The organism is Streptomyces sp. 8P21H-1, from assembly GCF_013302945.1.
In genome coordinates this window covers 1-25,802 of the sequence record NZ_JABTYA010000232.1, presented here as the reverse complement: position 1 = coordinate 25,802, position 25,802 = coordinate 1, and the positions used below count along the sequence as shown (strand labels likewise).

Sequence of the window (25,802 nt, the reverse complement as noted above, 5' to 3'; positions counted from 1 at the left end):
CCGCCCGGGTGCGGACCGCCCGCGTGCAGGCCGCCCGGCGGCGGGCTCTGCCACGGGGGCGGGGAGGGGGCGTAGGCGAGCGGCGGGCCGAAGCCCTGCACCGGGGTGTGCGCTGGAGTGTGCCCCGGGATGTGCGCTGACGCGTGCGCCGGAGTGTGCAGGGAGGACGCCGCCGCCGGTGCCTGCCCGGCGAGCGCACGGCTCCGCGGGTCCTGCGGGCTCTGCGAGTCCTGCGGGTTCTGCGGGTTCTGCGGGTTCTCGATGTCGAGGAGCTGCACGGCGTGTCTGCCCAGCTCCGCCAGCACCTCGCCGGGCAGCCACGCGCCGCCCGCGCCCTTGATCCCCCCGGCGCCGTCGATGCCCTCGATGTGCTGCGACAGGTCGTCGAGGGACGGCCGCCGGGCCGGGTCCTTGGCGAGGCACCAGGCGATCAGCCGGTCCCACGGCTCGGGGATCCCCGTGAGGTCCGGCTCCTCGCCGGCGATGCGGAAGAGCAGCGAGTGGATGCCGCCCTCACCGGCGCCGAACGGCATCCGTCCCGTCGCGGTGTACGCCAGCACGGCGCCCAGGCAGAAGACGTCACTCGCGTACGTCACCCGCTCCCCGCGCACCTGCTCGGGCGACATGAAGCCCGGCGACCCGACGACGACACCCGTCAGGGTCAGCCCGTCACCGGACTCCATGGACGGGTCGAGGGCGCGCGCGATGCCGAAGTCGATGACGCGGGGGCCGTCGATCGTCACCAGGACGTTGGACGGTTTGAGGTCGCGGTGGACGAGCCCCGCGCCGTGGATGGCCTGGAGCGCGCGGACGAGTCCGGTCGCCAGTGCCCGTACTGACTTCGGGGGCAGGGGGCCGTACTGCTTGTCCACCACCTCGGCGAGCGAGGGTCCGGCGACGTAGCCGGTGGCCACCCACGGTGTCGCCGCCTCCGTGTCGGCGTCCAGGACGGGCGCCGTCCACTCACCGCCGACCCGCTGGGCGGCCTTGACCTCCTGGGCGAAGCGGCGCCTGAAGTCGGGCTTGCGGGCGAGTTGTTCCTGGACGACCTTGACCGCGACGGTACGGCCGCGGTCGGAGCGGGCCAGGTACACCCGCCCCATGCCGCCCTCGCCGAGTCTTCCGAGCAGTCGGTAGTTGCCTATCCAGCCCGGATCGTCCGGGGCCAACCCGTCCATGCATGTTCCTTTTTCCCCGGCGACGCCTTCGCAGCGAGGATAGGAGATGGGGAGGGGGTGGCGCGCGCGAACCCTGCGTCTGCTGCGTCTATTGCGTCTACGGGCAGTGCATGTCCCGCGCGGGGCGCCGGCCCGACGTCAGGTAACGGGTGACGGCCCCGTCCCCGCAGGCGTTGCCCTGCGCGAGATAGACCTCGTGCCCGGTCGAGCCGACGGTCACCATGACGGCCCGTCCGCCGAGGGCGGCCCGGACCGCGCGGGCGCCGGCGAGCGGGGTGGCGGGGTCGCGCTCGTTCTGGACGAGCAGCACGGCGGAGCGGCCGCGGTCGGTGATCCGTACCGGGTCCGGCTTCGGGTACGAGGGCCAGGCCGCACAGGCCGTGGCGTTGCGGGGCATCCCCGCGGTCAGCGGGTGCTCGGCCCGGCTGCGGTCGACCGCCGCCTGGTACACGGCACTCGACCGCGGCCAGTCGCCGTCGTTGCAGAAGGTGGCGAGGGCGACGGCGAGGGCGTTCTGGAGGAAGGGCTCGGGGGCCTGCTCGGGCGCGGGCGGGGTCTCGCCCCGCTGTGCGGCCCGGATCAGCTCGGCCAGCCCCGGGAAGTCGTCGGGGCCGTACAGCGCGTAGACCATGGCCTGGCGCAGGACGTTGCCGTTCAGCTCCGCCGGAGCGGCGCCCGGCCAGGGGAGCGGTTCGCGGTCGAGCCGCCCGGCGAGCCGCAGGAAGAGGTCCCGGACCCCGTCCGCCGTCGGGGCGAGCCGGTACGGGTTCCCGTCCCTGGACGCCCACTCGGCGAACTCGGGGAAGGCGTCCTCGACACCGCCCTCGAACCCGGCCCACATGCCGCGGGGGAAGTCGCCGTGGCTGAGGGAGCCGGTGCCGTCCGGGTTGCTGTCCAGCACGAACCGGTCGGTGCGGTGGGGGAACAGCTCGCGGTAGACGGCACCGAGGTACGCCCCGTACGAGACGCCCCACGCGGACAGCCTGCGCTCGCCGAGGGCCGCGCGGACGAGGTCGAGGTCGCGGGCGTTGTCGGCGGTACCGATGTGCCGGATCAGTTCGCCGCCGTTGCGGTCGCAGGCGGCGGCCGTCCGCCGGGCGGTGGCCATGTTCCCGGCGACGGAGCCGTCCGCGGCGGGCCAGGGCCAGAATCTGGTCGTGGCCAGGTCCTCCCGGTCGAGCCCGCAGCTCACGGGTGCGGACCGGCCGACCCCTCGCGGGTCGAACCCGACCAGGTCGTACGCGTTCCGCACCTCCTGCGGCAGCCGCTGCCCCTTCCCGGAGATCTCGTCGAGACTGCCGCCGCCGGGACCGCCGGCGATCATCAGCAGGACCCCGCGGCGGGCCTCCGGCTCCTCGGCGGGAATCCGGGACACGGCGATCCCGATCCGCTCGCCCCCGGGACCGGGTTCGGAGTGGTCCAGCGGCACGTCGACGGTGGCGCACTGCTGCCGGGGATCGAGCCCGCGCCCTTCGCACGCGCCCCAGACGAGGGGCGTGCCGCCGTACCCGGTGGACGCGGTGGACGCGGTGGACGCGGTGGTCGCGACATACGGGGGAGTGAGCGCGAGCACCGCACCGAAGGCGGCGAGAAGGCCGAATTTTCGCTTGGTGGTCACCATGCGACGAGCCTCGCGGACGGGACGGACGGATCCCATGCGGCCAACTGGCCTGTCGGTCGGGCGGTTTCCCGAACCGCCCGCCCCGCCCCGCTACCGTTTCGCACATACGGTCCCACCCGTCCGGGTGAATGAAGCAGCCCCCACGGGGACGGTCCCACCGCCGGTGACGCCGCGTGCTCAGTCCACCACCTGCGGATCCCGGAAGTAGTACACGACGGTCACTCCGAGGCCAGGCGTGTGCGTGTACACGACGGTGACCGCTTCGGCGGAGTCCTCGGCAAGGGGAGTCGTGTACGTGTACTCCACGGAGGGCGGTCGCCAGCCGGGGATCTCGCGGCCGGCCGCCGGATCGCGCCCGATGGCCGCGAGCGCGTCCCGGACCACCTTCCGCTCCCCCTCCGTGAGGTCGACGAACGCCTTCCTGGCGGGCTCGGCCTCCTCCAGCGGGACTCCGCTCATGTGCCGCCGTCCCCGGTGCGCGCGTCTTCGAGAGCCGCCATGACCTCCGCCGAGTTCCTGATCCGTACGCGATGGCGGTAAGCCCTCACCACGGCTGCGGCACCCGCGAAGTCCTCGGTCGGCGAAGCTCCTATAGCTGTCGCCAGTTCCTCCTCGAACCGCTCCCGGTCGCCGGGAAACCCGTAACGGCTGAGCGCGGCGCGCAGGTCGTCCACGGTCCGGATCTCCGGCAGGGGCATCGCTCCCCGGCCGTACACAGGCTGTGCGCTCATGGTCTGCTCCTGGTGGAGGGGCATGGCTTCACTCCCCAGTATGGCGCCGCTCTCGCGCGGCGGACGGCGCACGCCCCGCGTGAAGGCCCGCAGCGGCGCGTTCACCGCGTGGCTTCCGTGGGTCCGCACTCGGCCCACAGGAGCTTGCCGCCGCGGGCGTCTCCCAGGACGTGTGCGCCCCAGGTGTCCGCGCAGGCCCGTACGAGGTGCAGACCCCGGCCGTTCTCCGCGGAATCCGGTGGTACGTCGCCCGTGGCGGGCGGGGCGGTGAAGGCCGGCGGGATCCCGGAGTCGGAGTCCCACACCGCGATCCGCAGCCGGCCCGGCTCCGCCGAGGAGCGGATGCGCAGGGCGTACGGACCCTTGGTGTGCGGGTGGGCGTTGGTGAGCAGCTCGGAGGCGAGCAGTTCCGCGGTGGGGGCGAGGCCGGCGAGGTCGTGTGCGGCAAGAACGAGGCGCAGGGTCGCACGGGCGATACCTGGTGCGCGTGGATCGTGCGGGAGTTGGAGGGTGTACGCCCAGGGCGGGGATACGGTGGCCATCGGAAGTCTCCGATCACGAGCGGAGGATTGGCTTCGGAGCCCAGTGACCGTGCCGCTCCGTCGAACGGGGTGCTTCTGGGTGGTGGCGCCTGCATCAATAAGCTAGCGGCTCGCCACTTAATACATTTCCCATTCTGGCAATAGCATGAGGTTTTCCCTCGTGTGGGTGACAACAACATTCTGTTGCGCAAGGAGAGTTGAGCCATGGCGCCCAGGATCGCCACCACCGCCCGTCGGCTGCGTCTCGGTACCGAACTGCGGCGGATGCGTGAGCGCGCGGGGCTCACCGTCACCGAGGGCGCCCGTCAACTCGGCGTCAGCCAGGCCCAGCTCAGCAACATCGAGGCCAGTCGGTTCGGTGTGAGCCGGGACCGCCTTCGTGCGCTGGCCCGCATCTATCGCTGCTCCGACACCGAGTACATCGACGGGTTGTTCGAGCTCGCCACCGAGCGGGCGGGAGGATGGTGGGAAACCTTCCGCGAAGTGCTGCCCACCCCGCTGCTGGACATCGCCGAACTGGAGCAGCACTCCAGACGTCTGCGGTCCGCCAACACCGCACACATTCCAGGTCTTCTCCAGATCACGGATCATGCCCGCGAGATCTTCCGGCAGGTCGTTCCCGAGTTCTCCCGCACCGACATCGAGCACCGGGTGAGTCACCGGCTCCAGCGCCAAGCGCTGCTGGACGGGCCCGACCCGGTCCCGTACCGCGCGATCATCCACGAAGCCGCGCTGCGCGTACCGGTCGGTGGCCCCTCGGTGGCCCGACGCCAACTCGGGCACTTGATCGAGCAGAGCCGGCACAGCCACATCACGGTCCAGGTGATCCCGTTCGCGATCGGCGCCTACCCGGGTTCCGGGCAGACGATTCTGTACATCTACGGGTCGGTTCCCCAACTGGACACCGTCTCGCTGGACCAGTCCCACGGCCCCGCATTCGTGGACGCCGAAGCGCAACTGAACACGTACCGCGTCCTCCTCGACCGCATGGAGTCCGTGGCCCTCTCACCCGAGAGGTCCCGCGATTTCATTCACGCCATCGCTCAAGACCTGTGAAGGGACCGAAATGCTCGACCGCTCCTGGCAGAAGTCGTCCTACTGCGGGCAGGGCGAGTCCTGCCTGCACGTCGCCGGCGCCACGCAAGCCGTCCGTCTCACCGAAAGCGGTGACCCCGGCGGAGTCATACTCGGGGCCTCCCCGGACGCCTTCGGGTCCCTTCTCCGCATGCTCAAGGAAGGGCGGGACTGACGTGCTCCGCGGTCAGGACCTCCGGTTCCGGGTCGTCACCGCGTTCCAGCGGCGGGTGGCCAACCCGGTGACCCGGCGGCTGCCGTTCCAGACGCTGCTGGAGACGACCGGGCGCACCTCCGGGCTCCCCCGCCGCACACCGGTCGGCGGACGCCGCGTCGGGCAGGCGTTCTGGCTCGTCTCCGAGTACGGCGACAAGTCGCAGTACGTACGCAACATCCGGGTCGACCCGAAGGTGCGGGTCCGGATCGGCGGGCGGTGGCACCACGGCACCGCCCACCCGATGCCGGAGGACGACCCCCGCGCCCGCCTGAAGTCGCTGCCGCGGTTCAACAGCGGCGCGGTCCGGGCGTTCGGCACGAACCTGCTGACGATCAGGATCGACCTGGACGACTGACCCGGCCGCCGCCGCTGCCGACCGGGTTCCGACCCACCCCCTTGACGAGACGGACCGTTGCGTCTAGCTTCATGTCCATCACCCGACCGCCGGACAAAGGACTGCTCTTGCACCGTGCTCCCGTCGACACCACCGTCACCGCTCCCCCCGTCACCACCTCGCAGATCGCTCTCGCCGGGGTGACCAAGCGCTACGGCGACCGCGTGGTGCTGGACCGCGTGTCCCTCACCGTCCGGCCCGGCGAGAAGGTCGGGATCGTCGGGGACAACGGCTCCGGGAAGTCCACGCTCCTGCGGCTGCTGGCGGGGCAGGAGCCGGTCGACAACGGCAGCCTGACCGTCGTGGCACCGGGCGGGACCGGTTACCTCCGCCAGACCCTCGACCTGCCCGGTTCGGCTCGGGTGGGCGACGCCGTGGACCACGTACTGGGTGAGCTGCGTGCCCTGGAGCGGCGTATCCGTGCCGCCGAGGCCGCCCTGGGCACGGCCGGGCCCGCCGGGTTCGAGCACTACGCCGCACTCGTCGCCGAGTTCGAGGCGCGGGGCGGGCACGGGGCGGACCGCCGGGTCGAGGTGACCCTGCGCCGGCTCGGCGAGCACGCGCCGCCGGACCGGGAGCGGGCGCTGAACACCCTCTCCGGCGGACAGCGCTCCCGCCTCGCGCTCGCCGCGACCCTGGCCGCGGCCCCCGAACTGCTGCTGCTCGACGAACCGACCAACGACCTGGACGACGAGGCCGTGGCCTGGCTCGAAGGACATCTGCGCCGGCACCGGGGCACGGTCGTCGTGGCCACGCACGACCGGGCCTTCCTGGAACGCGTCACCGGCACCGTCCTGGAGGTCGACCAGGACCGGCGCACGGTACGGCGCTACGGCAACGGGTACGCCGGCTTCCTCACCGCCAAGGCGGCGGCCCGCGCCCGGTGGGCGTGGGAGCACGAGCAGTGGCGCGACGAGGTCGCCCGGCAGGAACGCCTCGCCGAATCCGGTGCGGGCATGCTGGCGGAGATCCCGCACAAGGGGCCGCGGGGGTTCAGCGGCGCCGGCGCCTTCCGGGCGCGCTCGCGGGCGCACGGCGCACAGAGCCGCATCCGCAACGCACGCGAGCGGGTGCAGCGGCTCATGGAGCACCCCGTGCCGCCGCCCCCGCAGCCACTGCGGTTCACGGGCCGCGTCGAGAGCGCGCCGACCGCCGGGGAGGCATCGGCGGCGGTGCGTCTGGAGGACGTCTCGGTCGAAGGACGGCTGTACGTTCCGTCCCTGGAACTCGGCCCCGGCGAACGGCTCCTGGTCACCGGGCCCAACGGCGCCGGCAAGACCACCCTCCTCCAGTTGCTCGCGGGGGAGCTGACGCCCGACACCGGTGTCCTGCACCGGCCCCGCCGAGTCGGATTCCTGCGCCAGCGGAGCGCGCCCGACGACGCCTCCGACGCCCGTACGCTGCTCACGGCCTTCGCGGCCGACCGGGTGGGGCAGCCCGACGAGCACGCCGACGCACTGCTCGCGCTCGGTCTGTTCCGCGGCGCCGATCTCGCCGTTCCCGTACGGGACCTGTCCGCCGGGCAGCGCCGCAAGCTCGAACTGGCGCGGCTCGTCACGGCCGGTCCGCTCGACCTGCTGCTCCTCGACGAGCCGACCAACCACCTCGCCCCCGCCCTGGTGGAGGACGTCGAGGCGGCGCTGGCCCGCTACACCGGCACCCTGGTCGTGGTGACGCACGACCGGCTCCTGCGCGAACGCTTCGACGGGACCCGCCTGGACCTGCCGACGACCGTGCCCGCGCCGTGACCGCTGGAGGCGTTCCGTCCGGATCACCGGACCGACCGGCTCCGCGGGCCCTCGCGCGACATGCCGGGGCGTGCTGCGGATCAGCCGGCGGGACGGGCGCTCCACGCGTCGCGGAGAGCCGGCCGCACGTCCTCCCCGAGGACGATCCGATCTCGTCCGAACGTTTACCCCCCGAACGGCGGGCTCTAGTCCTTGCGGCCCGTCGCGGCGATCGTGACGCCGAGGCCGATCATCGTGACCCCGCCGGCCCCGCCGACCATGGCGAGGCGTCGCGGTGAACTGGCGAACCAGGTCCGCGCGGCGGCCGCGCCCAGGCCCCACACGCTGTCCGAGGCCACCGCGATGAGGTTGAAGACCAGGCCGAGCAGCAGCATCTGCGCCATGACGTGGCCCTGGCCGCGGTCGACGAACTGCGGCAGGACGGCGGCGAAGAACACGATCGTCTTCGGGTTGGCCACGCCGACCGCGAACCCCTCCCACAGCGTGCGCAGTCCGCTCTGCGCGGGCTCGTCACCGGTGAACGCGGCATGCAGCGACCCGCGCTGCCGCACCGCCTTCACCCCCAGGTACACGAGGTACGCCGCCCCCACCAGCTTCAGCGTCATGAAGACGACCACCGAGCGCTCCACCACGGCCCCGACGCCGAGGGCGACCGCCACGACGAGGACGTACGCGCCCAGCGTGTTCCCCACGACCGTGGTCAGCGCGGCCCTGCGCCCCTGGGCCAGCGCCCGGCCGACCACGAACAGCACGCTGGGTCCGGGGACCACGATCAGCAGGAACGACATGGCGGCGAAGGCGAGCAACCGGTCTGTGGACACCATGCCGCCCATCCTGGTCCCGGGACCCGATCGACCGGTAGCGGTTTTCCGGCGGCGGCGACGGTCCGTCCGGCTACACGGCTCCCCGCCACACCGTCATGTCCAAGGTCAGGAAAGCGGCCTCCGGCAGCGCGGTCGACTTCACCTGGAGCACGAGCAGCGCGACGTCCCCGGAGGAGTGCTTGACGCAGATCTCGGTGCCGGCCGCCGCCCCGGCCAGCGGAAGTTCACGGTAGAGGGTCCTGTCCTTCTCGGCCCCGTCGAGGAGCAGGCGGCACGTGTCGAGGGTGGCTCCCGGATCGCCGGGCACCATGACGAACAGGCTGGTGTCGCTCTCCAGTCCGCAGCTGATCTCCTTGCAGTAGAACCGGATGTCCCCCTTGCGGTCCTTGCGGCCGATCGGCTTCTTGAAGCTCAGTGAGGTCTTCGCGTCCAGCCATTGCAGGGGGTGCGCGTTCATCTTCGGCGATTCGGAAGCGGTCGTGAGGGGTTCCGGGTCCTTCGAGGTCCGCCCGCCGGCCCCCGCTGTTCCCTCCGCGTCTGCGTCATCCGCCCCGGAGGCGCGTCCGGTTGCCGGTGGTCCTCCCGGCGCCGTCGAGCCGGACGTGGAGGACGCGCCCTCGTCCCGGTCGCCGAGCCGGTTCCCCACCTCCAGTGCCGTCCAGGTCACGCCCGCCAGCAGCAGCGCGCCCGCCGTCGCGGCGGCGGCCGCGATCAGCCCGGTGCGCCGGCGTCGGGCCGGGCCCTGGTCCTTCCACGTCGGCTGCGTCTGCGGTGGCGCCCATGGGGACCGCTGTGCGTACGGCTGGGGCTGCGGCGTCTGCGGGTGCGAGTGCAGCGGCAGCGTGTGGACCGGGGTGGGGTGGGGCACCGGTGGGGGGACCGTCACCTCCGGGCCCGCGATCTCCCGCCAGACGGCCGGGCCCGTCCCTTCCCCCGCTCCGGTCTCCGCGCCCAGCCGCTGCCTGCACCACGTGACGATCTCAGCGGGCGTCGCCCGCTCCCGCGGATCGGCGGCGAGGCACCGGGCCATCAGCGGACGGAGCTGTGCGGGCAGCAGGGACAGGTCGGGTTCCGAGTGCACGATCCGGTACAGCACACCGACCGCGGAACCCTCCCCGTACAGCGGTCTGCCCAGTGCAGCGAACGCCGCCGTCTGGCCGAGCGCGAAGACGTCGGTCGCCGTCGTGACCTCACCGGCGGACGCCTGCTCGGGGGCCATGAACTGAGGCGTGCCGACCGTGGCACCGGTGGCCGTGTACGAGGTGACGTCGGCGGCCAGCGAGATGCCGAAGTCGATCACCCGCGGCCCGTCGGCGGCCAGCAGCACGTTCGAGGGCTTCAGGTCCCGGTGCACGATTCCCGCGCCGTGGACGGCTTCCAGCGCCTCGGCCACCCCCGCCATCAGCCACAGCACCGCCGGCACCGGCAGGGGGCCGCGCCGGGCGACGGCCTCCGCCAGGGAGGGGCCGGGCACGTACAGCGTGGCCAGCCACGGCGGTACGCCGTCCGCGTCGGCGTCGATCAGTTCGGCCGTGTAGGCGCCGCGGACCCGCTGGGCGGCCTTGATCTCCCGGCGGAACCCCCGCCGGAAGGCCGGGTCGTCCGCGAGCTCCGGTCTGATCACCTTGATCGCGACCGGCCGGCCGCCCTGGGTGTGGGACAGGTAGACCCGCCCCATGCCTCCCGCGCCGAGCCGCGCCGCGAGGCGGTAACCGGCCACCGCGGGCGGGTCGTCCGCCTGCAGCGGTTCGAACACCTTGGTCGCGTCGGTCGCGTCGGTCATCGGCTTCGTTCCCCCCGGTCCCTGATCCCCTGGGCCCTGGTCCGACCGGCCGAACGGCGTGACCGGTACGACCAGCACGACCGGCGCAACCGGCACGGCAGCAAGGGTCCATGGAGTTGTTGATCAGGATATGGGGCCTAACAGGGCTTAATCGAGCGGGGTGTTCGAGAGGCGGGTCAGCCACTCCGTCAGCAGGGCGTCCTCGGCGGGGCTGAGGGCGGGGGCCGAGGACCGGCGCAGGAGGGCGTTCAGACGGGCCGCCGCGGCGGGGACCTGGGGTCCGTCCGGCTCGGCCGCCCCGGAGGCGGGGACCGGACCGGCGGGCGGTGGTACGTCCGGGGTGAAGACCGCGGCGTGGACCGCGTCCCGTACGCGCCGGGACATGCTGTCGTCCGTGAACGTCGCCGGGCGGGAGACCAGCATCAGGGCCACGCCGACGTTCGACGACATGATCATCTGTGCTGCCAGTTCGGGGGCCATGCGCACCTTGCCCTGCGCGGCCGCCCGTCGCAGGTCCGCGGTGAGGATGGAGTGGGACTCCAGGGCCGCCGCCGGGGGCGTACGCATGGCGGGTGAGTGCATCAGGCGGAACAGGTTCGGGTTCGCCAGGGCGAACTCCACGTGCGTGTCCCAGCCGCTGCGCAGGTCCTCGACGGGGTCCGTGCCGGGAGGGCGGTCGCGCTTGGTCGCCAGGTACTTGTCCCAGCCGTGGTCGACGACCGCCGACAGCAGCCCCTCCTTGTCCCCGAAGTGGCGGTAGAGGGCGGGGGCGCCGACCCCCGCCGCCTCGCACACGGCCCTGGTCGACACGTCCCCGTCGGGGGACTCGGCGACCAGGGCCGCCGCCACTTCGAGAATGCGCGCTCTCGTATTCGTACTCATGGTGTTCACGGTGTTCACGGCCGTGACGGTATCCGAGCCCATATGCCGGAGCGAGGGGCGGACGGGGAGTGCGGGGCGAGCAGGTCCGCCAGTCCGATCCGCGTCAGGAACTCCGCGCGGACGCGGTCCGCGACCCGGCTGACCTCCTCCGAACCGTCGTCCGCGGGGTCGACGTGGACCCGGAAGGGCCGCTTGCCGTGCGGGGTGCCGACGACCTCGACGATCGCGTCGGCCACCAGGGACGCGGGGGCGTCGGCCGGGGCGAGGGCGGCGAGGCGCTCGGCGACCTGGGCCGTCAGGTCCCCGTACCGCTCCTCGTACGCGGGCAGGACCGTCCCCTCGGAGGGGTGGCCGCCGGACGCGAAGTGGTTCGTGCCCGAGGTGAAGGCGCCCGGCACCACGATGGTCGTCTCGATGCCGAAACGGGCCAGCTCGGCCGCGTACGACACCGCGAGCGCGTCCATCGCTGCCTTCGCGGCGAAGTACGGCGCGAGATAGGGCGGGGTGCCGCCCCTGGTCGAGGTCGAGCCGACCCAGAGCACCAGGCCGTGCTCCTGGGCGCGCAGGTGCGGGAGGACGGCGCGGTTGACGCGCTGGGTGCCGAGCACGTTGGTGTCGTACACCGCGGCCAGTTCCCCGGGGGTGAATGCCTCGGTGGGGCCCGTCACCATGTGGCCCGCGTTGTGGACGACGACGTCCGGCGTGCCGGCCCCGGCCAGGACCTCGGCGACGGCGGCGTCCGCGGACTCCTGGGAGAGGACGTCCAGTTCGACCGTGCGCAGGTCGACCCCGTGCACGGCGGCGTACGCGTCGGCCTCGGCGACCCGGTCCGCGTTGCGGCCGCGGGTGTCGCGCATCGCCGCGTAGACCGTGTGCCCGGCGTCTGCCAGGGCCCGCGCGGCGAGCGCGCCGAACCCGGAACCCGCGCCCGTGATGACGATCGTCTTGCCCATGACGGCACTCCTGAGGAGGGTGAGGGAGGGGCAGGGGAAGGAAGGGGGGAGAGAAGGGAAGGGGCCGGGAGCGCTTATGCGATGCCGCCGTTGGCGCGGATCACCTGGCCGTTGACCCAGCGGCCGGCCGGGCCGGCCAGGAAGGACACGACCTCCGCAATGTCGCGGGGCTCGCCGAGGCGCTCCAGCGGCGGCTGGGCGGCCATGCGCGCGATGGTCTCCTCGTCCTTGCCGTCCAGGAACAGGGCGGTGGCGGTCGGGCCGGGCGCCACGGCGTTGACGGTGATGTCCCGGCCGCGCATCTCGCGGGCCAGGATCAGCGTCATGGCCTCGACGGCGCCCTTGGTGGCGGCGTACCCCGCGTAGCCGGGGAGGGCGAGTGCCAGGACGGAGCTGGAGAAGTTGAGGATCGCGCCGCCCGCGCGCAGCCGGCGGGCGGCCTGCTGGTCGACGACGAAGGTGCCGCGGATGTTGGTGCGGTGCATCCGGTCCAGGGCGTCGAGGTCGGTGTCGACGAGTGGGGCCAGTGTCATGACGCCGGCCGCGTGGACGACGACGTCGATGCCGCCGTACGCCGACTCGGCGGCGTCGAAGAGCGCCGCGACCTCGGTCTCGTCGGCCACGTCGGCCCGGTGCGCGATCGCCTGCCCGCCTGCCTCGGTGATCGCGCCGACGGTCTTCTCGGCCTCGGCCCGGTTGCCCGCGTAGTTCACGACGACGGCGAATCCGTCGGCCGCCAGCCGCTCCGCGCTCTCGCGCCCGATGCCCCGCGATCCGCCGGTGACGATCGCGACGCGGGTGGGGCCCCCGGTGTCCGTCCGCCCGCTGTCCGTCCGCCCGGTACCTGTCTGCTCCGTCATGACGGTGCTCCTCGTCCCGATGGATCCCGATTGATCCTGATGGATCCCGATGGATCCCGATGGATCCCGATGGGTAGCGCTGTTCGCTTCCCGGCGAGAACAACGCTAACACTTGAAAGATATCGACGCTACCCCTTTTCCGTAGCGACGCTACGGGCAATGCGAAAGGCCCCGCCGGAGCGGGGCCTTCGTCGTGCGGTCGGTCCAGTGGGGGCGGCAGGGTGCTACTTCACGTCGACGTGGTCGCCGGCCGAGTTGCTCGCGCCCGTCGTGGTGTTGCCGCTGTAGCGCCAGCGCCAGGTGCCGTCCTGGGAGGCGGTCACCGTGGCCTTGAGCGCGCCCGTGCCGCTCGCCGTGACCGACTTGACCGTGCTGTAGGTGCTGGAGCCGGCGGGCTTGAACTGCAGCTTCACCGAACGGCCGCCGTAGTTGTCGTAGCGGCGCGCACTCCAGTTGACGCGCTGCACGGTGCCGGTGACGGTGATCTGCTTGCCCTTGGTGACGGGCTCCGGGGTCGCGTTCGCGCTCTGGATGCGCGAGGCACGCTGGAGACGGACCGTCCCGGAGAGCCGGTCGGTGTCGTAACCACCGTTCTTCTTGATGGCCGTGCCGACGGTCCTCCAGACGGTTGCGTCGCTGTTGACCAGCTTGTTGCCGTTGCCGCCCGGCATGTCGTCCGGGTCGATGGTCATCGTCTCGTCGCAGTCACGGTAGGTGTAGCCGCCCGCGGAGGACTGGCGGCAGCTCCACTGGGTCGTGGTGTTCGCGAGGCCGTACGCGTCGGTGCTGGAGGCACCCTGGTACGCCTGGACCCACCAGCTGTCGAGCGCCACCTTGCTCTTCACCGTGTACGTCAGCGAGGCCTCGACCTCGGCGCTGAGGCCGACGACGACGGGCTTGCCGTCGTTGATCACGACGTCCGAGAACGAGATGTCGCTCTCGGCGGCGTGGGCGGCCGGGGCCGTGAGCACCACGGCCGCCAGTGCCGTGCCGACGGCCAGCGTCGCGGTGAGCGCGCGCCGGGCGGCGGGTCTGTGCTGCCGCCGGGCAGCAGCCGGCGTCGATGAAATGATCAATTCCCACCCCTGGGTCACATTCCGGACGGCGGGTCGACCGCCCGCCACGTGCGGGAACTCTAGATCATCTCGCGCGCGGCCCCTCGCGCACCCGGAAAGGGCAGCTCCCCGCCCCTGGAGAACCCGGCCCCCGACTACGCCTCCCACACCAGCGACTGCAGTTCCGAGTACGCGTGCAGGGCGTACGAGCCCACGTCCCGTCCCACCCCGCTCTGCTTGAAGCCGCCGAACGGTGCCTCCATGTTGCGGCCGACCGTGTTGACGCCGACCCCGCCCGCCCGCAGCCGGCCCGCGACGCGGAAGGCGCGGGCCACGTCGCCCGACCAGACGTAGTCGATCAGGCCGTAGTCGCTGTCGTCGGCCAGCGCGAGGGCCTCCTCCTCGTCGTCGAAGGGCAGGACCACGACGACCGGGCCGAAGATCTCCTCGCGGACCACCCGCATGCCGCTGGTGCAGTCCGCCAGGAGCGTGGGCGCCACGTAGAAGCCCCGGTCCATGGGCGGCCGTCCGCCGCCCGCGACCAGTTGCGCGCCCTCCTCGCGGCCCAGCTCGACGTACGACTCGACGCGGTCCCGGTGGGCCGCCGAGATCACCGGTCCGACGGTCGTGCCCTCGGCCCGCGGGTCCCCCACCTTCAGGTACCCGATGTACGCCGTCAGCTGGGCGATCAGCCGGTCGTACACCGGCCGCTGCGCCAGCACCCGCGTCGGGGCCGTGCAGATCTGGCCGCTGTAGAACGAGAAGGTGGTGCCGATCCCCCGGACCGCCGCCCTCAGGTCCGCGTCCTCGAAGACGAGCGCCGCGCCCTTGCCGCCCAGCTCCATCAGCTGCCGTTTCATACCGCGTCCGCACACCTCGGCGATGCGCCGCCCGACGGCGGTCGAACCGGTGAAGCTCACCATGTCGACGTCGGGCGAGTCGACGGCCGCCTCCCCCACCTCCGCCCGCGCCCCGCCGACGACGTTCACCACCCCGGGCGGCACGCCCGCCTCCTCCAGCGCCTCGGCCATCCGGTACACGGAGAGCGGGTCCTGCGGGGCGGGTTTCACGACGACCGTGTTGCCCATCGCCAGCGCCGGCGCGATCTTGCCGGCCGGGTTCGCCCAGGGGTTGTTGTACGAGGTGACGCAGGTGACCACACCCACCGGCCGGCGCACGGCGAGGGCCCCGAGGACGGCGGCCCCGCGGAACGGCCCCGCCTCGTTGATCTGCGGGGGCAGCGGTTGCTCGGCGGGTTCCACGCGCGCGTACCGCTCGAAGCGGGCCGCGGCGACCCCCACCTGCATCCCGCGGGCGGTACCGGTCGTCGCCCCGGTCTCCGCCTGGGCCAGTTCGGCGTACGCGCCGAGGTGGCGGCGGATCACCCCGGCCGCCCGGCGCAGGACGGCGGCCCGTTCCTCGGGGGCCGTGCGCGACCAGGTGCGGAAGGCCTCGCGGGCCGCGCCCGCCGCCGCGTGCACCTGTTCCCGCGAGGCTTCCGGGGCCGCGCCGACGACCTCCTCGGTCGCCGGGTCGACCACCTCGTAGTGGCCGCCGTCCGGCTCCACCCACGAACCATCGATGAACAGCCGCTGCTCCCGGCTCACCTGTCCCCCAAGCGCTTGCCCACCAGCCGCCCGCCCCCGGGCTTCCGGTGCCGCGTCATGCCGTGCCCACCGTGTACGTGTCCCGGCCCGAGCGCAGCACCCTGCCGGGTACGGCCCCGGTCACCACGTCGTCCCGTATCGACTCGACGCCGTTGACCCACACGGCCCGGACGCCGATCGCCTTCGAGTCCAGGCGCGGGCTGTCCCCCGGCAGGTCGTGCACCAGGGTGGCCTTGCCCGCGTCGACGCGTTCGGGGTCGAGGAGCACGAGGTCCGCGTGGAAGCCCTCCTGGATCCGGCCGCGCTCCCGGAGCCCGAGGAGCCGCGCCGGGTCGTCCGTGAGCATCTTCACCGCCTGCTCCAGCGGCACCAGCCTCCGCCCCCGCAGGCAGTCCCCGAGGAACCGGGTGGTGTACGGGGCGCCGCACATCCGGTCCAGGTGGGCGCCCGCGTCCGAGCCGCCGAGCAGCACGTCCTCGTGGCGCCAGGTCTCCTGGCGCAGGCGCCAGGAGTCCGGGTCGTTGTCGGTCGGCATGGGCCACAGGACCGTACGCAGCCCGTCCTCGGCGCAGATCCCGACGATGCACTCGAAGGGCTCCTGTCCCCGCTCGGCCGCGATGTCCCGTACGACCCGTCCGGTGAGCCCTTCGTTCTGCGGGCTGTACGTGTCCCCGATGACGTAGCGCCCGAAGTCGGCGAGGCGGCGGAAGACGCCGGCCTCCTTCGACCGGGCCCGCCGCAGCATCCCGGCCCGGACGCCGGGGTCCCGGAGCCGGGCGATCCGCTCGGGCACGGGCAGGCCGAGGATCTCGCCCCAGCCGGGGATGAGGTTGAGGGCGCAGAAGGTGCCCAGCGACATGTTCATCGGGGTGAGGATCGGCATGGTGAGGGCGACGACCCGGCCACCCGTCTCCCGGGCCCGCTCGCTGGCGAGGAGCTGGCGGGGCACGCGTTCGGGGACGGCGGCGTCGATGGTCAGGACGTTCCAGTTCAGGGGCCGGCCGGCGGTCGCGCTCAGCCGCGCCAGCAGGTCGATCTCGGCGTCGCTGAACCGGTCCAGGCAGCCCGCCACGATCGCCTCGATCTGGGTGCCCTCGTGCTCCCCGACCGCCCGCGACAGCGCCAGCAGCTCGGCGGGTCCCGCGTGCCGGGAGGCGACCGGCCGCCCGTCGCCGTCGGAGTGGGTGGAGGACTGGGTGGTGGAGAATCCCCAGGCCCCGGCGTCCATGGCCTCGTGCGCCAGCCGGACGATCGCGGCCAGCTGCTCCTCGTCCGGCTGCCCGCCCACCGCGTCGGGGCCCATGACGTACCGCCGCAGCGCGCAGTGCCCGACCATGAAGCCGGCGTTGACCGCGATCCGTCCTTCCAGGGCGTCCAGGTACTCCCCGAAGCCGCTCCAGTTCCACGGCGCGCCCTCCTCCAGGGCGACCAGCGACATCCCCTCGACCTTGGACATCATCCGCCGTGTGTAGTCGGCGTCCCCGGGACGTGCGGGGTTGAGGGGGGCGAGGGTGAAGCCGCAGTTCCCGCCCGCGACGGTCGTCACGCCGTGGTTGAGGGAGGGCGTGGCGTACGGGTCCCAGAAGAGCTGCGCGTCGTAGTGGGTGTGGGGGTCCACGAACCCGGGCGTGAGGACGAGCCCTCGCGCGTCCTCGTACGTACGGGCCTCCTCGTACGTACGCGCCTCCTCGCGCGTACGGCCGTCCTCGCGCGTACGGCCGTCCTCGCCCGCCCTCCCGACGACGGCGATCCGGCCGTCCCGGATCCCCACGTCGGCGACGTACGGGGCCCCGCCCGTTCCGTCGACGACCCGCACGCCTTTGATCAGATGATCGAGCACCAGAGCCCCTTCTCGTTGTGGGGGCGCGGGCGACCGCGCGAGCGACCACGATGCGGCCGCGCCCTCCGGCGGACCTCAGCCGGCCTGACGGAACCGCGTGGTCCGGTGCACGGGATCCGTGTCGATCTTCGGGACGACGTGCTCGCCGATCAGCCGGATCGTCCGGAGCGTCTCCTCCTTCGGCACCCCGACCGGCAGTCCGAAGGACAGCTGGTCGGCCCCGGCCTGCTCCCACCGCTTGCACTGCGTGAGCACCTCGTCGGGGTCCCCGCAGATCAGCAGTTCCTCGGCGATGAGGAGTTCGATCAGTTCCTCCGTGTACTCGGGCAGCGTCTGCGGCCACACGGGGAACCCCTCGGGCCGCGGGAACGTGTCGTGGTAGCGGAAGACGAGCGAGGGCAGGTAGTGCAGCCCGCCGCCGGCGGCGACCCGTACCGCCTCCTCGTGGGTGGGCGCGCAGATCGCCGTCGTCGTCACCATCACGTTGTCGTTGACGAAGTCCCCGACCGGCTCCGCCTCGACGACGGCCGTCTTGTACTGCTCCAGGACCCACTCCATGTCGGAGACCTTCTGCACGCTGAAGCCGAGCACCCCGAGCCCCTTGCGGGCGGCCATGGCGTACGAGGGCGGCGACCCGGCGGCGTACCACATGGCGGGGTGTGACTTCCCGTACGGCTTCGGCAGGACCTTGCGGGGCGGGAGCTGCCAGTGCTTGCCGCGGAACCCGGGGTACTCCTCCTGGAGCCACATCTTCGGGAACTCCGCGATGGTCTCCTCCCAGATCTCCTTGGTGTGGTTCATGTCGGTGATGCCGGGCAGGAAGCCGAGGATCTCGTGCGAGCCCGCCCCGCGTCCGCTGCCGAACTCGAAGCGCCCCTCGGAGAGGTGGTCGAGCATGGCGACCTTCTCGGCGACCTTGACGGGGTGGTTGACCTGGGCGAGCGGGTTGAAGATGCCGGACCCCAGGTGGATCCGCTCGGTCGCGTGGGCGAGGTAGCCGAGGAAGACGTCGTTCGCGGAGAGGTGCGAGTACTCCTCCAGGAAGTGGTGCTCGGACGCCCAGGCGTACTTGAAGCCGGACCTGTCCGCCTGGATGACGTACTCGGTCTCCTCCATCAGTGCCTTGTGCTCGGCGAGCGGATCGGTCTCGGCCCGCTTGCCCACGTATCCCTGTACGAAGAGCCCGAATTCCACGGAGGTTCACCGTCCCCAGTTCCTCTGGAGTTCCTCTGGCACGCACCCAGGCGAACTGACGATCCGTCAGATTTGCCTGCCGCCGACTGTTGCACCGCCCCCGTGAGGCGTCAAGGGCCGACGGGCCGCTGCGTACGCCTCACCGCGCGCCCACCCCGCACTCATCCCGCGCTCACGCCCGCCAGCCATCCCCCGTCGATCACGAAGGGCTGGCCGGTGATGTAGGAGGAGTCCTCGCAGGACAGGAAGAGGGCGAGCCGGGCGACCTCCTCGGCCCTGCCGATCCGGCCGAGCGGGACGAGCTTGCGGTAGAAGCGGGCGACGGCCTCCGCGCCCGCCCCGGAGTCCGCCCCGGGGTCCGCCCCGGGGTCCGCCCCGGGGTCCGTCGCCGGGTCGAGCAGGGCCGGATTGCTCATGGCGGTGTCGATCGCGCCGGGGCAGACCGCGTTGACGCGGATGCCCCGCGCCGCCAGTTCCAGCGCGGCCACCCGCGTCAGGCCGACGATCGCGTGCTTGGTCGCGCTGTACGCGCCGACGTACGCCATGCCGGTGAGGCCGGTGTACGAGGCGGTGTTGACGACGGTCCCGCCGCCGGCCGCCCCGATCTCGGGGGCCAGGGCCTTGATGCCGAGGAAGACGCCGACCTGGTTGACGCGGACGATCCGCATGAACTCGTCGAGGGGGGTGTCCACGAGGGCGTTGAAGCGCAGGATGCCGGCGTTGTTGACGAGCCCGTCGACCTTCCCGTACGCGTCCTTCGCCACGGTCACCGCCGCGGCCCAGTCGTCCTCCCGGCTCACGTCCAGATGGACGTACCGGGCCCGGGGACCCAGCTCCTCGGCGAGGGTCTCGCCCTGCTCGTCGAGCACGTCGGCGAGGACCACCGCGGCCCCTTCCGCGACGAAGAGCCGCGCCTCCTGTTCCCCCTGCCCCCGGGCCGCCCCGGTGACCACCACGACCCGCCCGTCCAGCTTGCCCATGCCCTCTCCTTCTCCCTCTCCCTCTCCTCGGGTGGCGGGCGCCCGTGCGACGGGGACGCGCCCGCTACCCGAGGAGAGGGGCGACCCCGACCCCGAACGCCGCCATCTGGTCCGTCAGTTCGCTGCGGCTGCGCGACCGGAACCGCACCTGGATCTGGTGCACGCCCATCGCCCGGTACGCCCGCAGGGACTCGGCGATCTCCTCCGGCGTGCCGGTGAGCGTGCGCCGCCCCACCCGCCAGGGGGCCCTTCCCACGTACAGCGGCTCGGTGATCGCGCCGACGGTGAACGGGCCGGTCGCCCCCGCCTCCTCGCGCAGCCTCCGCAGCCGGGCGATCTGCCCGGGCAGCCGTTCGCGCGGATCGCCCTGCGGCAGCCACCCGTCCCCCCTGACCGCGGCCCGCCGCACCGCGGCGGGCGAGGACCCGCCGACCCACACGGGCACCCGTTCCTGCGCGGGCCGGGGCCGCTGGCCGAGCCCTTCGAAGTCGTACAGCTTCCCGTGGTGGGCGGGGAACTCGTCGGGGCCCAGCGCCGCCCGCAGGGCGTCCACGCACTCGTCCAGCAAGGCCCCGCGCCGCTCGAAGTCCACCCCGAGCGCCTCGAACTCCTCCCGTACGTGCCCGGCGCCGACCCCGAGGACCAGCCGGCCCCCGCTGAGGTGGTCGAGGGTCGCGTACTGCTTGGCGGTGACCAGGGGGTGGCGCAGGCCGACGACCGCGACGTGGCTGAGCAGGCGTACCCGCCGGGTGACCCCGGCCAGGAAGGCGAGGGTGGCGACGGGGTCGTACCAGACGGTGCTCATCGCGGCGGCGAGCCGTCGCGGGACCCCGACGTGGTCGCAGCTCGCGAGGTACGCGAAGCCGGCGGTGTCGGCGGTCCGGGCGATCTCCACGAGGTCGTCCGGACCGGCGTCGGCCTCCCACGCCTCGGCGTAGAGGGTGCTCTGGGACTGGACCGGGAGCTGCATCCCGTACGCCGGCCGCCCGTCGGGGGCGACCCCCTCCACCCGGCTCACCCCTGCCGCGCCGGTGCCCACAGCCCCTCCTCCGTCAGTCCCAGCAGGTCGATGGCGTTGCGGCGGACGATGCGGTCCACGACGTCCGCGTCGAGGTGGCCCATCTGGGCCTCGCCGACCTGGCGCGACTCCGGCCAGGTGGAGTCGGAGTGGGGGTAGTCGGTCTCGTACAGGACGTTGCCGGCGCCGATCGCGTCCAGGTTCCGCAGCCCGAAGGCGTCGTCGAAGAAGCAGCCGTGGACGTGCTCGGCGAAGAGCTCGGAGGGCGGGCGGTGGACCTTGTCCGCGACGCCGCCCCAGGCGCGGTTCTCCTCCCACACGACGTCCGCGCGTTCGAGGATGTACGGGATCCAGCCGATCTGGCCCTCCGCGTACATGACCCGGAGGTTCGGGAAGCGTTCGAACTTGCCGCTCATCAGCCAGTCGACCATCGAGAAGCAGCAGTTGGCGAAGGTGATGGTGGAGCCGACGGCGGGCGGGGCGTCCGCCGAGGTGGAGGGCATCCGGCTGCTCGACCCGATGTGCATGGCGATCACCGTGCCGGTCTCGTCGCACGCGGCGAGGAACGGGTCCCACTCGTCCGTGTGAACCGAGGGCAGTCCCAGGTGCGGGGGTATCTCGGAGAAGGCGACGGCGCGCACCCCCCGGGCGGCGTTGCGCCGCACCTCCCGTGCGGCCAGTTCCGCGTCCCAGAGCGGGATCAGCGTGAGCGGGATCAGCCGGCCCCGCGCCTCGGGACCGCACCACTCCTCGACCATCCAGTCGTTGTAGGCGCGCACGCACAGGAGCCCCAGTTCATGGTCCTTCGCCTCGGTGAAGGTCTGGCCGCAGAAGCGGGGGAAGGTCGGGAAGCAGAGCGCGGACTGCACGTGGTTGACGTCCATGTCGGCCAGGCGCTGCGGGACGTCGTACGAGCCGGGGCGCATCCGCTCGTACGTGATGACCTCCAGCTTGATCTCGTCCCTGTCGTACCCGACGGCGGTGTCGAGCCGGGTGAGCGGGCGGTGCAGGTCCTCGTAGACCCACCAGTCGCCGATCGGGCCGTCGTCCCCGGGGTTTCCCATGACGGGCGCGAACTTCCCGCCGAGGAAGGTCATCTCCCGCAGCGGGGCGCGCACGACGCGCGGTCCCCTGTCCTGGTACTTCGACGGGAGCCGGTCCCGCCAGACGCCGGGCGGCTCCACCGTGTGGTCGTCCACCGAGATGATCTTCGGGAAGGTCTCCATGTGCCGTACGGTAGCGCCGATCTGACGACCCGTCAGCCAGTGGGCGCCGGTCTCCGGAATGCCGGGCGCCGCCGCGGGGTTGCGAGGACGGGGTGTCGACCCTGTGAGGGGGTTGCCCGAACTTGGCATGGCGACCTGTGATGGGCGTCTCCCACGGCTGACGCATCCGCCATGAACAAGGCAAACTGGCCTGGTTGTCATGACGGTACGGCAGGGGGACAGCGATGGACGGTGTACCGGGAGTGCCGGAGCAGCGGAGTCCCGAGGGATCGGCGGCCCTGCGCTTCAGCGTGCTCGGCCCGGTGCGCGCCTGGCGCGGAGCGGAGGCGCTGCCCACGGGGTCCCCGCAGCAGCGCGCCCTGCTGGCCGCCCTGCTGCTGCGCGAGGGGCGCACGGCCACGGCGGGCGAGCTGATCGACGCCCTGTGGGGCGACGAGCCGCCCTCGCAGGCCCTGGCGGCGGTCCGTACGTACGCCTCGCGGCTGCGCAAGGTCCTCTCCCCCGGCGTCCTGGTCAGCGAGTCGGGCGGGTACGCGATCCGGCTCTCCGACGCCTCCGGTCCGGGCGGCGCGGGCGGCACCCTGGACCTGGCGGTGGCCCAGGAACTGGCGGCCGACGCGGAGAAGGCGAAGGCGGCGGGCGACCTGTGCCACGCGCGCGCCCTGCTGAACAAGGCGCTGAACCTGTGGGACGGGGAGGTGCTGGCGAGCGTCCCGGGCCCGTACGCGGAGACCCAGCGCGCCCGGCTGGACGAATGGCGCCTCCAGCTCACCGAGACCCGCCTGGACATGGACCTCGAACAGGGCTGCCACGCGGAGGCTGTCTCGGAACTCACCGCGCTCACCGCGGCCCACCCCCTGCGGGAGCGGCTGCGCGAGCTGCTGATGCTGGCGCTGTACCGCTCGGGCCGCCAGGCCGAGGCCCTGGCCGTGTACGCGGACACCCGGCGGCTGCTGGCCGACGAGCTGGGCGTGGACCCGCGCCCCGGCCTCCAGGAACTCCAGCAGCGCATCCTCCAGGCCGACCCGGACCTCGCGGAACCCTCGGCCCCGCTGGTCCCGCCGGAGGTCGCCGCCGCCCCGGTGCGGCCCGCCCAGCTCCCGGCTACGGTCCCGGACTTCACCGGCCGGGCGTCCTTCGTGTCCGAGCTGAGCGAGGTGCTCGCGACCTCGGAGGGCCGGGTGATGGCGGTGTCCGCGCTGGCCGGGATCGGCGGCGTGGGCAAGACGACGCTCGCCGTGCACGTCGCCCACCAGTCGCGGGGTGTCTTCCCGGACGGGCAGCTGTACGTCGACCTCCAGGGCGCGGGCGCGCGGGCGGCCGAGCCGGAGGCGGTCCTGGGCGCCTTCCTGCGCGCCCTGGGCACGGCGGACTCGGCGATCCCGGACTCCCTGGAGGAGCGGGCGGGGCTGTACCGCTCGGTGCTGGACGGCCGCCGGGTGCTGGTGTTGCTGGACAACGCGCGGGACGCGGCCCAGGTACGGCCCCTGCTGCCCGGCACCGAGGGGTGCGCGGCGCTGGTGACCTCGCGGGTGCGGATGGTCGACCTGGCCGGCGCGCACCTGGTCGACCTGGACGTGATGTCGCCGGAGGAGGCCCTCCAGCTCTTCACGAGGATCGTCGGCGAGGAGCGGGTGGCCTCGGAGCGGCAGTCGGCGCTGGACGTGGTGGCGGCCTGCGGATTCCTGCCGCTGGCGATCAGGATCGCCGCGTCCCGGCTGGCGGCGCGGCGCACCTGGACGGTCTCGGTGCTGGCGGCCAAGCTCGCGGACGAGCGGCGCCGGCTGGACGAGCTCCAGGCCGGGGACCTGGCCGTGAAGGCCACCTTCGAGCTGGGCTACGGGCAGCTGGAGGCCGCCCAGGCGCGCGCCTTCCGGCTGCTGGGGCTCGCGGACGGCCCCGACATCTCCCTGGCGGCGGCCGCCGCCGTCCTCGACCTGCCCGTCGAGGAGACGGAGGACGTGCTGGAGTCGCTCGTCGACACCTCGCTCCTGGAGTCGGCGGCGCCCGGCCGCTACCGCTACCACGACCTGGTCCGGCTCTACGCGCGTGCGTGCGCCGAGCGCGACGAGCACCCGCCGGGTGAGCGGGCCGCCGCGATGTCGCGGCTGCTGGACTTCTACCTGGCCACGGCGGCCGGGGTCTACGCCATCGAGCGCCCCGGCGACCGGCTGGTGGACCACCTGGAGCCGACGCGGTACCCGGGCCTGCGCTTCACCGACGGCAGCGCGGCGCTCGACTGGCTGTACACGGAGGCGGCGCCGCTGCTGGCGTGCGTACGGCAGGCGGCGGGGACGGACCGGCTACGGCGGGCGGTGGACCTGCTGTGGGCCTCCCGGGACCTCAACGAGTCGGGGGCCAACACCCACCAGTACGAGACGACGGCCAAGGCGATGTGCGACGCCACACAGGCCGCCGGGGACACCCGCGCGGAGGGCAGGGCGCGGCTGACGCTCACCCATCCGCTGCTGGTCTCCGGCCGCATCCAGCAGACCGCCGAGCAGGCCCAGCTCGCGATGGACCTCGCGATCGCCGCCGACGACGCCATGGCCACGAGCTGGGCGGCCAACGACCTGGGGCTCACCTTCCTCCACCAGGAGCGGTTCGCCGGCGGCAAGCCGTACTTCGAACAGGCGATAGAGGTGTACCGGGAGATGGGCAACCGGCCCCTCGAAGCGCTCAGCCTGTGCAACCTGTCCCGGGCCCATCTGGGCATGGGGAACATCGACAAGGCGGTGGAGATCGCGCAGCGCGCCCTGGCGACCTACCTGGAGATCGGCAAGACCCTGCGGCTGGCCAACGGCCACTTCACCCTGGGCATCGCGCTGACCCGGGCCGGCCGGCACGCCGAGGCGCTCGGCCAGTTCTCCGACGCGCTGGCGGTCTTCGTCAGCCACCGGCAGCGGCTCTGGGAGGGGACCACCAACTTCCGGATGGCGGAGGTGCACCTGGCGGCCCGCCGGCCCGCGCAGGCGGCCCAGCACGCCGAGCAGGCGCTCGCGCTCGGCTGCATCGGCGGCGACCGGATGCAGGGCGTCGTCCTGACGCTCCTGGGCCGGGCCCTGACCATGCTGGGGCAGGTGGACCGGGCCAGGGCCTGCTGGCGCGAGGCGCTCAACCTGCTGGAGTCGAACGGCGGCGCCGCACAGGCCGAGGAGGTCCGCGCCCTGCTCACGCATGCCGCGGCGGCGTGAGCAGGGGGGCGGCGGCACGAGGAGAGGGGCGGGAAAGGGGCGGCGGCGACGCGGTTGCGGACGTTCAGCATTCGTTTATCTCGACGCGGCACTCTCATATCTGTCACACCGTCGCGTCGGGGGGCAGGCGGTCTGACCAGGAGCCCAACGGCTAGTGTGCGGCTCCGAACGCCCGTCCAGCGGCCCTCGGGGGAGTCTCTGGGCGGGCGTTCCTCACTCGTCAACACAACGGAGGGACCAGAACATGAGCGAGCAGACCAAGGACGCGGAGTTCACCACCCAGGACAACGGGATGCCGGCTCCGCCCGCCAAGGACCCGGCGGCCGCGCCGCTCGACAACGGGATGCCCACCCCGCCCGCCGAGAACCCGGCGGCCGCGCCGCTCGACAACGGAATGCCGACGCCGCCCGCCGAGACCGACATCCGGACGCTGGACAACGGCATGCCGTCCCCGCCCGCCCCGGGCCTCGACGGCGGCAAGTAGGACCAACCTCCCGACGGGGGTTCGGCCGCGGTGGCGCGGAGGGGGAGCCACCGCGGCCGAGGTCTGTCCGGGGTCTGTCCGGGGTCTGTCCGGGGGGGCGGGTCCGGGAGCGGGTCCGGCCGGTGGGACGTTCGAACGGGCCGGACGGGGTTATCCATATCTGTAAGGGAGCGGCGGTCCTCGCCGCCGCCCGACCGCCCCCATCGTCCCGCTACCGCAGGAGCCGGCATGAACCGCACCCGGAAGTTCCTGGCCACGATGGCCCTGGTGCTCGGCATCACCGCCGCGGCGGCAGGCCCGGCACCGGCCGACGACTCCATGCCTGCGCCTCCGGCGGTCGGCGTGGGGGCTGGGGCGGCCGAGTAGGCGGGCGGGATGGGCGATCGGCCGGGGGCCG

Annotated in this window: 24 protein-coding genes (1 of these 24 running past the window's edge); 7 read left to right on the top strand and 17 right to left on the bottom strand. The window is 73.0% G+C overall.

Annotated features, from left to right (window positions below; all coding sequences use genetic code 11):
* From HO151_RS04345 to HO151_RS04325, 5 genes are all read right to left on the bottom strand, one after another.
* On the bottom strand, positions 1-1,178 hold the 5' portion of the coding sequence (locus HO151_RS04345) for a serine/threonine-protein kinase (RefSeq protein WP_173894785.1). The gene continues 289 nt to the left of window position 1, outside the view; only the first 1,178 of its 1,467 coding nucleotides appear in the window; the start codon lies at positions 1,176-1,178; its stop codon lies beyond the left edge, outside the window.
* A 97-nt stretch (positions 1,179-1,275) separates the two neighbouring features.
* Complete coding sequence (locus HO151_RS04340; RefSeq protein ID WP_254594712.1) at positions 1,276-2,799, bottom strand: alpha/beta hydrolase; 1,524 nt, start codon at positions 2,797-2,799, stop codon at positions 1,276-1,278.
* 177 nt (positions 2,800-2,976) lie between these two features.
* The gene (locus tag HO151_RS04335; RefSeq protein WP_173894783.1) at positions 2,977-3,258 is read right to left on the bottom strand and encodes a hypothetical protein; all 282 of its coding nucleotides are present in this window, start codon (positions 3,256-3,258) and stop codon (positions 2,977-2,979) included.
* On the bottom strand, positions 3,255-3,530 hold the full coding sequence (locus HO151_RS04330) for a hypothetical protein (protein WP_173894782.1): 276 nt from the start codon (positions 3,528-3,530) through the stop codon (positions 3,255-3,257). Before HO151_RS04330 ends, HO151_RS04335 begins: the two co-directional genes overlap by 4 nt.
* Positions 3,531-3,631: 101 nt before the next feature.
* Positions 3,632-4,072, bottom strand: coding sequence for an ATP-binding protein (locus tag HO151_RS04325; RefSeq protein WP_173894781.1), 441 nt, complete (start codon positions 4,070-4,072; stop codon positions 3,632-3,634).
* 204 nt (positions 4,073-4,276) lie between these two features.
* Between HO151_RS04325 and HO151_RS04320 the strand changes: the two genes are divergently transcribed.
* The 4 genes from HO151_RS04320 to abc-f all read left to right on the top strand — a co-directional run bounded on the left by HO151_RS04320 (position 4,277) and on the right by abc-f (position 7,505).
* The gene (locus tag HO151_RS04320) at positions 4,277-5,128 is read left to right on the top strand and encodes a helix-turn-helix transcriptional regulator (protein WP_173894780.1); all 852 of its coding nucleotides are present in this window, start codon (positions 4,277-4,279) and stop codon (positions 5,126-5,128) included.
* Between the two features lie 10 nt (positions 5,129-5,138).
* A complete protein-coding gene (locus HO151_RS04315; protein ID WP_173894779.1) occupies positions 5,139-5,321 on the top strand; it encodes a DUF397 domain-containing protein in 183 nt (60 codons plus the stop codon).
* Between the two features lies 1 nt (position 5,322).
* A complete protein-coding gene (locus tag HO151_RS04310) occupies positions 5,323-5,718 on the top strand; it encodes a nitroreductase/quinone reductase family protein (RefSeq protein WP_173894778.1) in 396 nt (131 codons plus the stop codon).
* Positions 5,719-5,789: 71 nt separating this feature from the next.
* Positions 5,790-7,505, top strand: a complete 1,716-nt coding sequence (gene abc-f / locus HO151_RS04305) for a ribosomal protection-like ABC-F family protein (protein ID WP_173894777.1) — start codon at positions 5,790-5,792, stop codon at positions 7,503-7,505.
* 185 nt (positions 7,506-7,690) lie between these two features.
* On the opposite strand, the gene HO151_RS04300 is transcribed toward abc-f, so the two are convergent.
* The 12 genes from HO151_RS04300 to HO151_RS04245 form a co-directional block, all read right to left on the bottom strand.
* Positions 7,691-8,329 carry a LysE family translocator gene (locus HO151_RS04300; RefSeq protein ID WP_217422848.1) on the bottom strand — a complete coding sequence of 213 codons (639 nt, stop codon included), beginning with the start codon at positions 8,327-8,329 and terminating at the stop codon, positions 7,691-7,693.
* A 70-nt stretch (positions 8,330-8,399) separates the two neighbouring features.
* Positions 8,400-10,112 carry a serine/threonine-protein kinase gene (locus HO151_RS04295; RefSeq protein WP_173894775.1) on the bottom strand — a complete coding sequence of 571 codons (1,713 nt, stop codon included), beginning with the start codon at positions 10,110-10,112 and terminating at the stop codon, positions 8,400-8,402.
* A gap of 147 nt (positions 10,113-10,259) precedes the next feature.
* On the bottom strand, positions 10,260-10,994 hold the full coding sequence (locus tag HO151_RS04290) for a TetR/AcrR family transcriptional regulator (protein WP_173894791.1): 735 nt from the start codon (positions 10,992-10,994) through the stop codon (positions 10,260-10,262).
* A gap of 14 nt (positions 10,995-11,008) precedes the next feature.
* Positions 11,009-11,947 (bottom strand): SDR family NAD(P)-dependent oxidoreductase, encoded by a 939-nt coding sequence (locus HO151_RS04285; RefSeq protein WP_173894774.1) that lies wholly within the window; start codon positions 11,945-11,947, stop codon positions 11,009-11,011.
* A 74-nt stretch (positions 11,948-12,021) separates the two neighbouring features.
* Positions 12,022-12,807: an SDR family oxidoreductase gene (locus HO151_RS04280; protein ID WP_173894773.1), complete on the bottom strand. Its 786-nt coding sequence runs from the start codon at positions 12,805-12,807 to the stop codon at positions 12,022-12,024.
* Between the two features lie 224 nt (positions 12,808-13,031).
* The gene (locus tag HO151_RS04275; protein ID WP_368039418.1) at positions 13,032-13,901 is read right to left on the bottom strand and encodes a hypothetical protein; all 870 of its coding nucleotides are present in this window, start codon (positions 13,899-13,901) and stop codon (positions 13,032-13,034) included.
* Between the two features lie 116 nt (positions 13,902-14,017).
* A complete protein-coding gene (locus HO151_RS04270) occupies positions 14,018-15,469 on the bottom strand; it encodes an aldehyde dehydrogenase family protein (RefSeq protein ID WP_173894772.1) in 1,452 nt (483 codons plus the stop codon).
* Between the two features lie 55 nt (positions 15,470-15,524).
* Complete coding sequence (locus tag HO151_RS04265; protein ID WP_173894771.1) at positions 15,525-17,309, bottom strand: D-aminoacylase; 1,785 nt, start codon at positions 17,307-17,309, stop codon at positions 15,525-15,527.
* 75 nt (positions 17,310-17,384) lie between these two features.
* Positions 17,385-18,503, bottom strand: coding sequence for an LLM class flavin-dependent oxidoreductase (locus tag HO151_RS04260; RefSeq protein WP_173894770.1), 1,119 nt, complete (start codon positions 18,501-18,503; stop codon positions 17,385-17,387).
* Between the two features lie 161 nt (positions 18,504-18,664).
* Positions 18,665-19,483 carry an SDR family NAD(P)-dependent oxidoreductase gene (locus HO151_RS04255; RefSeq protein WP_173894769.1) on the bottom strand — a complete coding sequence of 273 codons (819 nt, stop codon included), beginning with the start codon at positions 19,481-19,483 and terminating at the stop codon, positions 18,665-18,667.
* Positions 19,484-19,547: 64 nt separating this feature from the next.
* Entirely contained in the window at positions 19,548-20,453 is a 906-nt protein-coding gene (locus tag HO151_RS04250; protein ID WP_173894789.1) for an LLM class F420-dependent oxidoreductase, read from the bottom strand.
* 44 nt (positions 20,454-20,497) lie between these two features.
* Positions 20,498-21,727: an amidohydrolase family protein gene (locus HO151_RS04245; RefSeq protein WP_173894768.1), complete on the bottom strand. Its 1,230-nt coding sequence runs from the start codon at positions 21,725-21,727 to the stop codon at positions 20,498-20,500.
* A 224-nt stretch (positions 21,728-21,951) separates the two neighbouring features.
* Between HO151_RS04245 and HO151_RS04240 the strand changes: the two genes are divergently transcribed.
* The 3 genes from HO151_RS04240 to HO151_RS04230 all read left to right on the top strand — a co-directional run bounded on the left by HO151_RS04240 (position 21,952) and on the right by HO151_RS04230 (position 25,771).
* On the top strand, positions 21,952-24,921 hold the full coding sequence (locus HO151_RS04240) for a BTAD domain-containing putative transcriptional regulator (protein WP_173894767.1): 2,970 nt from the start codon (positions 21,952-21,954) through the stop codon (positions 24,919-24,921).
* A 244-nt stretch (positions 24,922-25,165) separates the two neighbouring features.
* Positions 25,166-25,405 carry a hypothetical protein gene (locus HO151_RS04235; protein WP_254594711.1) on the top strand — a complete coding sequence of 80 codons (240 nt, stop codon included), beginning with the start codon at positions 25,166-25,168 and terminating at the stop codon, positions 25,403-25,405.
* A 228-nt stretch (positions 25,406-25,633) separates the two neighbouring features.
* The gene (locus HO151_RS04230; protein WP_173894766.1) at positions 25,634-25,771 is read left to right on the top strand and encodes a hypothetical protein; all 138 of its coding nucleotides are present in this window, start codon (positions 25,634-25,636) and stop codon (positions 25,769-25,771) included.
* Positions 25,772-25,802 lie beyond the last annotated feature (31 nt).

Excerpts from the sequence above, each read along its gene's own strand:
- HO151_RS04235 (WP_254594711.1), top strand. The coding sequence starts at position 25,166 with ATGAGCGAGCAGACCAAGGACGCGGAGTTCACCACCCAGGACAACGGG.
- HO151_RS04285 (WP_173894774.1), bottom strand. The coding sequence starts at position 11,947 with ATGGGCAAGACGATCGTCATCACGGGCGCGGGTTCCGGGTTCGGCGCG.
- HO151_RS04330 (WP_173894782.1), bottom strand. The coding sequence starts at position 3,530 with ATGAGCGCACAGCCTGTGTACGGCCGGGGAGCGATGCCCCTGCCGGAG.
- HO151_RS04295 (WP_173894775.1), bottom strand. The coding sequence starts at position 10,112 with ATGACCGACGCGACCGACGCGACCAAGGTGTTCGAACCGCTGCAGGCG.
- HO151_RS04325 (WP_173894781.1), bottom strand. The coding sequence starts at position 4,072 with ATGGCCACCGTATCCCCGCCCTGGGCGTACACCCTCCAACTCCCGCAC.
- HO151_RS04315 (WP_173894779.1), top strand. The coding sequence starts at position 5,139 with ATGCTCGACCGCTCCTGGCAGAAGTCGTCCTACTGCGGGCAGGGCGAG.
- HO151_RS04290 (WP_173894791.1), bottom strand. The coding sequence starts at position 10,994 with ATGAGTACGAATACGAGAGCGCGCATTCTCGAAGTGGCGGCGGCCCTG.
- HO151_RS04320 (WP_173894780.1), top strand. The coding sequence starts at position 4,277 with ATGGCGCCCAGGATCGCCACCACCGCCCGTCGGCTGCGTCTCGGTACC.
- HO151_RS04250 (WP_173894789.1), bottom strand. The coding sequence starts at position 20,453 with ATGCAGCTCCCGGTCCAGTCCCAGAGCACCCTCTACGCCGAGGCGTGG.
- HO151_RS04240 (WP_173894767.1), top strand. The coding sequence starts at position 21,952 with ATGGACGGTGTACCGGGAGTGCCGGAGCAGCGGAGTCCCGAGGGATCG.
- HO151_RS04255 (WP_173894769.1), bottom strand. The coding sequence starts at position 19,483 with ATGGGCAAGCTGGACGGGCGGGTCGTGGTGGTCACCGGGGCGGCCCGG.
- HO151_RS04245 (WP_173894768.1), bottom strand. The coding sequence starts at position 21,727 with ATGGAGACCTTCCCGAAGATCATCTCGGTGGACGACCACACGGTGGAG.
- abc-f (WP_173894777.1), top strand. The coding sequence starts at position 5,790 with ATGTCCATCACCCGACCGCCGGACAAAGGACTGCTCTTGCACCGTGCT.
- HO151_RS04280 (WP_173894773.1), bottom strand. The coding sequence starts at position 12,807 with ATGACGGAGCAGACAGGTACCGGGCGGACGGACAGCGGGCGGACGGAC.
- HO151_RS04340 (WP_254594712.1), bottom strand. The coding sequence starts at position 2,799 with ATGGTGACCACCAAGCGAAAATTCGGCCTTCTCGCCGCCTTCGGTGCG.
- HO151_RS04230 (WP_173894766.1), top strand. The coding sequence starts at position 25,634 with ATGAACCGCACCCGGAAGTTCCTGGCCACGATGGCCCTGGTGCTCGGC.
- HO151_RS04300 (WP_217422848.1), bottom strand. The coding sequence starts at position 8,329 with ATGGTGTCCACAGACCGGTTGCTCGCCTTCGCCGCCATGTCGTTCCTG.
- HO151_RS04335 (WP_173894783.1), bottom strand. The coding sequence starts at position 3,258 with ATGAGCGGAGTCCCGCTGGAGGAGGCCGAGCCCGCCAGGAAGGCGTTC.